The organism is Cellulomonas sp. P4_B5_2, from assembly GCF_056402235.1.
On the sequence record NZ_JBFUHU010000262.1, the window covers coordinates 1 to 5370 of the forward strand.

Here is a 5370-nt window from a genome sequence, read left to right on the forward strand (position 1 = left end):
TCGCGGACGTGGTGCGGACGGCCCGCGCCGCCGGCGCCCTGGTCACCACCGACGGCGTCCTCGACACGACGGGCGTCGGCTGGCTCACGCCCCTGGACGAGGTGGTCCGGCGGCGCATCGAGTACCTCGGGCCCGACGTGCTGGCCCTGCTCGGACAGGCGTCCGTGCTCGGCACCTCGTTCGTGATCGCGGACCTGGCGTCCCTGGTCGGCGACCCGGTCGGCGACTGCTGGCGCACGCTGCGGCACGGCCTGGCCGCGGGCGTGGTCCGCGCGCGCGGTGACCGGCTGGTGTTCGGGCACGACCTCGTGCGCGGTGCGCTGTACAACGGGCTCGAGCCCGACCAGCGTCGCGCCCTGCACGCGCGGGCCGCCTGGGCGCTGCGGCAGGCCGGCGCTCCGCCGCAGATCGTCACCGGGCACCTCGAGCGCGCGCGCTGAGCCGCCCGGCTGCATAGCGTGGAGGTCCCGGGCATCCCGCCCGGCCGATCGAGCACAGAGGAGCACCATGTCCACGCGCACCGCTCGCACCGCCTGGAACGGGACCCTGATGGAGGGCGCCGGGCAGGTCGAGCTCACCAGCTCCGGGGCCGGCACGTTCGACGTCTCGTTCCCCAAGCGGACCGCCGAGGAGGCCGGGGGCACGACGAGCCCGGAGGAGCTCATCGCGGCCGCGCACACGTCGTGCTACGCCATGCAGCTCTCCGGCGTCATCGCCGCGGCCGGAGGCACCCCGGTGGCGCTCGAGGTCAGCGCCGACGTCACGCTGCGCCCCGACCCGGCCGGCGGGCTACACATCACCACGATCGCGCTGACGGTCCGCGGGGAGGTCGAGGGCCTCGACGACGCCGGCTTCCTGGCCGCCGCCGAGAACGCCAAGGCCACCTGCCCGGTGAGCAAGGCCCTCACGGGCACGGAGATCACCCTGGACGCCTCGCTCGCCTGACCCGCACTCCACCGGACGTCCGAGGATCCGGTCGCCCCGACGCTCACTTCCTCGGACGCTGCGGTGGAGAACGCGCTGCGTCCGAGGATCCGGTCGTCCTGGCGCTCGCTTCCTCGGACGTCCCTGTCGTGACCATCCCTCGGTGACGTGTGCGGGGGAGCGGGCCGCCGGTGCGAGACTGCCCCCGTGGTGGCCGTGACCGAGACCGTGGCAGGGGATCCGAGCCGATCCGAGAGCGCCGACGTGGTGCAGGCGCTGCGGTCCGCGCTGCGCGGAGCGGTCGACGACAGCACGCGCCGCCGCGCCGAGTACTCGACCGACGCGTCGAACTACCGCGTGGTCCCGCAGGTCGTCGCGTTCCCGCGGGACACCGACGACGTGCTCGCCGCGCTGGAGGTCACCCGGTCGCTGGGGGTGCCCCTGACCGCCCGCGGCGGCGGCACGTCGGTGGCCGGGAACGCGGTGGGCACGGGCGTGGTGCTCGACTTCTCGCGGCACGTCAACCGGATCCTCGACATCGACCCGGAGGCGCAGACCGCCCGCGTCGAGCCCGGCGTCATCATGGCCGGCCTGCAGAAGGCGGCGGCACCGCACGGGCTGCGGTTCGGGCCGGACCCGTCCACGCAGGCGCGCGCGACGCTCGGGGGCATGATCGGCAACAACGCCTGCGGCCCCCGCGCGGTGGCGTACGGGCGGACCGCGGACAACGTGCTCGCCCTCGACGTGGTGGACGGCACCGGCCGACGGTTCGAGGCGCGGTCGGGCGCCGGCGCGCTCGACGTCGTGCCGGGTCTCGACGCCCTCGTCCGCGGCAACCTCGACGTCATCCGGACGGAGCTGGGCCGCTTCGGCCGGCAGGTCTCCGGCTACTCCCTCGAGCACCTGCTGCCCGAGAATGGCACCGACCTGGCCAAGGCCCTGGTAGGCACCGAGGGCACGGTCGCGACGCTCCTGGGCGCGACGGTCCGCCTGGTGCCGATCGCCGCGGCGCCCGTGCTGGTGGTGCTCGGCTACCCGGACATGCCGACGGCCGCCGACGCCGTCCCGGCGCTGCTCGCGCACGCGCCGCTGGCCATCGAGGGCATGGACTCCCGGCTGGTGGACGTGGTCCGCCGCGTGCGCGGGACCGCCGCGGTGCCGCCCCTGCCCGAGGGCGGCGGGTGGCTCATGGTCGAGGTCGGCGGCTCGGACCTGACCGAGGCGCTGGACCGGGCGCACGCGCTCGCGGCCTCCGCCGGGACGACGGCGGTGGGCCTCTTCCCGCCCGGACCCGAGGCCGCCGCGATGTGGCGGATCCGGGAGGACGGTGCCGGCCTGGGTGGGCGGACCCCGTCCGGCGCGCAGGCGTGGCCGGGGTTCGAGGACTCGGCCGTCCCGCCCGAGCGGCTCGGCGCGTACCTGCGCGAGCTCGAGGCGCTCATGGCGTCGCACCGCGTGGACGGTCTGGCGTACGGGCACTTCGGCGACGGCTGCGTGCACCTGCGGCTCGACATCCCGCTGGAGCGCTCGGGCAACCCGCTGCGCGCGTTCATGACGGACGCCGCGGCCCTCGTCGCGAGCCACGGCGGGTCGCTGTCCGGGGAGCACGGGGACGGCCGCGCCCGCTCGGAGCTGCTGCCGGTCATGTACTCCGCGCAGACGATCGACCTGTTCGGCGCCTTCAAGGACCTTCTCGACCCGCGCGACCTGCTCAACCCCGGCGTGCTGGTCCGGCCGCGCCCGCTCGACGCCGACCTGCGCCGGCCGCACGCCCGCCCCCTGCTGGCCGACCACGGGTTCTCGTTCGTGCACGACGCGGGCGACCTGACCACCGCGCTGCACCGCTGCGTCGGCGTCGGCAAGTGCCGCGCCGACAGCACCGCGGCCGGGGGGTTCATGTGCCCCTCGTACCTGGCGACGAAGGACGAGAAGGACTCGACCCGCGGCCGCGCGCGCGTGCTGCAGGAGATGGCGAACGGCACCCTCGTCAGCGGTGGCTGGTCGTCGCCCGAGGTGCACGAGTCGCTCGACCTGTGCCTGTCCTGCAAGGCGTGCTCGTCGGACTGCCCCGCCGGCGTCGACATGGCGCAGTACAAGTCGGAGGTCCTGCACCGGACGTACCGCGGGAAGCTGCGTCCGGCGTCGCACTACGCCCTCGGCTGGCTGCCCCGCTGGGCGCGGCTGATCACCGGAGTCCCCGGGCTGTCCTCGCTGGTCAACGCGGTGCTCGGCGCCCGTCCCGTGGCCACGGTGGTGCTGGCCGCCGGCGGCATGGACACCCGGCGGCAGATGGTCACGTTCGCCCGGCGGCCGTTCCGCTCCTGGGTGCGCGGCGCTGGCAGCCAGAGCGTGACGGTGGTGCGCACCGGCGCTGGGAGCGAGCGTCGGCACCATCCCGAGCGCAAGGTCCGAGCGAGCGCGCGTCCCGGCGACCGGTTCCTCGGGCGGCCCGGCAAGGGCACCCAGCACGGCGGGACGACCGGTCCGCGCAGGCCGCAGGTGGTGCTCTGGACCGACTCGTTCTCCGACACCCTCGCGCCGTCCGTCGCGCGGGCCGCCGTCGCGGTGCTCGTCGACGCGGGGTACGAGGTGCTGGTGCCCGAGGACAACGCCTGCTGCGGCCTCACCTGGATCAGCACCGGCCAGCTGGACGGCGCGAAGAAGCAGCTGACCCACCTGCTGGGCGTGCTCGGGCCGTTCGCCGTCAACGGGATCCCGATCGTCGGCCTCGAGCCGTCCTGCACGGCGGTCCTGCGCTCCGACCTGCGCGACCTGCTCCCGGACGACCCGCGCGCGGTCGCGGTGGCACGCGAGACCCGTACGCTCGCGGAGCTGCTCACCGCGCCGGCCCCCATCGGCCCCGGCGACCGCTGGCGGGTGCCGGACCTGTCGGACGTCACGGCCGTCGTGCAGCCGCACTGCCACCACCACTCGGTGATGACGTGGACGCCCGACCGCCGGCTGCTCACCGACGCCGGTGCGCAGTTCTCGGCGCTCGCGGGCTGCTGCGGGCTGGCCGGGAACTTCGGCATGGAGAAGGGGCACTACGACGTCTCGGTCGCGGTGGCGGAGAACGCCCTGCTCCCGGCGCTGCGCGACGCGGCCGCGGGGGACGTCTTCCTGGCCGACGGCTTCTCGTGCCGCACGCAGGCGGACCAGCTGGCCGGGGTGCAGGGCGTGCACCTCGCCGAGCTGCTCGCGGCGCACCTGCCCGCGCACCGGACGGTCGACGCGCGCGCCTAGGCTGGCCGCATGCTCGTCGCCTTCTCCGTCGCCCCGCTCGGTGCGGGCGAGTCCGTGACCGCCGCCGTCGCCGATGCCGTGCGCATCGTCCGCGAGTCCGGCCTCCCCCACCGCACCGACGCCATGTTCACCACGCTCGAGGGCGAGTGGGACGAGGTGATGGACGTCGTCAAGCGCGCCACGGAGGCGGTCGGCCGGCACGGCAACCGGGTCAGCCTGGTGCTCAAGGCGGACATCCGGCCGGGACACGTGGGGGAGCTCACGGGCAAGGTCGACCGGGTCGAGGCCGCGCTCACCAACGAGTGACGAAGGCGACCGGTCGGACGATCCGGACGGCGGAAACCGGACGCATCCGGGTGATGTGACCGATCTCCGACGACCACGCCGGRCGGACGGGCTGACGTGCAAAGCGCGCTGTGGGACAGTGTGGTCGCGAGCGCGCCGGCCGGGGTGCGCGGGCGCACGACGGGACGCGGAAGGCCAGACAGATGCCCATCTTCGAGCTCGACGAGGGCCGACCGCGCCTTGTCCAGCCGATGCAGCCCCTGACCGGTTCCTTCGCGCAGGAGTGTGCCTCGCTCCTCACGCACCACCTCGCCGCCATCGCGGGTGAGCCCCTCTTCGCGGTCCGTTCGCGCACGGGTGCCCCCGACCACGCGGACCTCCCGGAGCTGCTCGCCCTGGACGCCGCCGGCCGTCCCGTGGTGGTCGACGTGGTGCAGGTGGTCGACGACGACGCCGTCATCTCCGCCCTGCGGCACGCCGGTGCGGCCTCCCGCATGACCACCACGGACCTCGCGCGGGCCTACCACCCCGACCCGAGCCGGTTCGCCGTCGACTTCGCGGCGTTCCGTGAGCAGGCGGCGTTCGGTGTCCAGACGAACCGGCGCGAGGGCGTCCGGCTGGTTCTGCTGTGCTCCGAGGTGGCCGCCGAGGCCGGTGACTCGCTCGGTTTCCTGCGCGGTCCGGGCCGGCACGTCGACGTGCTCCAGGTCGGCGTCGTGCGCGGCGTGGACGACCGCCGCCTGCTCGACGTCTCCCCGCTGGCCACGCACGAGGGCGCCCGCCGTTCCGTCGAGCCCACCGCGCTGCGCCTGGTGCGGTCGAGCGAGGGCTTCACGTCGGGTGCTCCGTACGAGCCCTACGTCCCGGCGGTCGGGCCCGTGCGCACACCCGCGACGGGGGAGCTGCGCGCGGTCACCC

At 75.1% G+C, this 5370-nt stretch carries 3 protein-coding genes and 2 pseudogenes; all 5 read left to right on the plus strand.

Annotated elements, in window-relative coordinates:
* Nucleotides 1-440 (plus strand): annotated as a pseudogene (locus AC1DUQ_RS16850) (AAA family ATPase); the annotation flags it as partial.
* A 67-nt stretch (nucleotides 441-507) separates the two neighbouring features.
* Nucleotides 508-945 (plus strand): OsmC family peroxiredoxin, encoded by a 438-nt coding sequence (locus AC1DUQ_RS16855; protein WP_477059917.1) that lies wholly within the window; start codon nucleotides 508-510, stop codon nucleotides 943-945.
* A gap of 186 nt (nucleotides 946-1131) precedes the next feature.
* Entirely contained in the window at nucleotides 1132-4167 is a 3036-nt protein-coding gene (locus AC1DUQ_RS16860; protein WP_477059918.1) for an FAD-binding and (Fe-S)-binding domain-containing protein, read from the plus strand.
* Between the two features lie 9 nt (nucleotides 4168-4176).
* Entirely contained in the window at nucleotides 4177-4473 is a 297-nt protein-coding gene (locus AC1DUQ_RS16865) for an MTH1187 family thiamine-binding protein (protein ID WP_477059919.1), read from the plus strand.
* 182 nt (nucleotides 4474-4655) lie between these two features.
* Nucleotides 4656-5370 (plus strand): annotated as a pseudogene (locus AC1DUQ_RS16870) (hypothetical protein); the annotation flags it as partial.

What these genes read in the sequence shown, in the direction of transcription:
- AC1DUQ_RS16855 (WP_477059917.1), top strand. Translation starts at nt 508, where the DNA reads ATGTCCACGCGCACCGCTCGCACCGCCTGGAACGGGACCCTGATGGAG.
- AC1DUQ_RS16865 (WP_477059919.1), top strand. Translation starts at nt 4,177, where the DNA reads ATGCTCGTCGCCTTCTCCGTCGCCCCGCTCGGTGCGGGCGAGTCCGTG.